This window comes from Pseudomonas sp. CF161 (assembly GCF_000416215.1).
Classification (GTDB): domain Bacteria; phylum Pseudomonadota; class Gammaproteobacteria; order Pseudomonadales; family Pseudomonadaceae; genus Aquipseudomonas.
In genome coordinates this window covers 1-890 of the sequence record NZ_ATLP01000006.1, presented here as the reverse complement: position 1 = coordinate 890, position 890 = coordinate 1, and the positions used below count along the sequence as shown (strand labels likewise).

Here is an 890-nt window from a genome sequence, read left to right as displayed (position 1 = left end):
CTGCCGGCGTTGAAGGGCGGGGCCGGAGCGTATTCCAGTTGCAGTTGCACCAGTTGCGCGCGGGCCTCGCCGTAGAGTTCAGCGGCCAGGGCCAGGGCGAAATCGATGCCGGCGGTGATGCCGCCACCGGTCAGCAGGTTGCCGTCGCGCACCACCCGGTCCTGCACCGCAGTCGCCCCCAGCGGCCCCAGCAGTTCGTGGTAGGCCCAGTGGGTGGTGGCGCGTTTGCCCTGCAACAGGCCAGCGGCCCCCAGCACCAGCGAGCCGGTGCAGACCGAAGTGATATAGCGCGCCCCCGCGGCCTGGCGGCGGATAAAGTCCAGGGTCTGTTCGTCCTCCATCAGCGGGCCGACCCCGGCGCCACCGGGAATGCAGATCACATCCAGGGCCGGGCAGTCGTCGAACGTGGTGGTGGGCAGCAGCACCAGGCCGGTGCTGGCGGTGACCGGTTCCAGGTCCTTCCAGATCAGGTGCACCTTCACGTCCGGCAGCGACGCCAGCACATCGTAGGGGCCGGTGAGGTCCAGTTGCTGAACCTTGGGAAACAATAGAAAACCGATCTGCAGCGTCATCGCGTCTCTCCTGGGGCAATCTTTGGGGTCACCCGAAACGGGTGGACGGCCTCACTCTATTCCCCTAGGCTTTGGCGCATCCGCCAAGATGCCCACGATTTACGCCAATCATGCCTACTGCTGCCAAAACCGTGTATGTGCTGGCCTTCGCTAACGCCCAGGTGCTCGATGTGACCGGGCCGCTGCAAGTGTTCGCCTCGGCCAATGACCTGCTGCGCCAGCAGGGCCTGCCTGCGCCCTATGTGGCCACGGTGATCGCCGATCCGGGCGGGGCGCTGCCGACGTCGGCCGGGCTGGCGCTGCTGGCCGAGCCCTTGC

The 890-nt window shown here is 67.1% G+C and carries 1 protein-coding gene and 1 pseudogene; one reads left to right on the top strand and one right to left on the bottom strand.

Annotation, left to right across the window (positions count from 1 at the left end):
• On the bottom strand, positions 1-572 hold a 572-nt coding region (gene inhA, locus CF161_RS00040; RefSeq protein ID WP_020294470.1), incomplete at its 3' end, for an isonitrile hydratase.
• 110 nt (positions 573-682) lie between these two features.
• Here inhA and CF161_RS00035 point away from each other — a divergent pair.
• Positions 683-890: pseudogene (locus CF161_RS00035) on the top strand (AraC family transcriptional regulator); the annotation flags it as partial.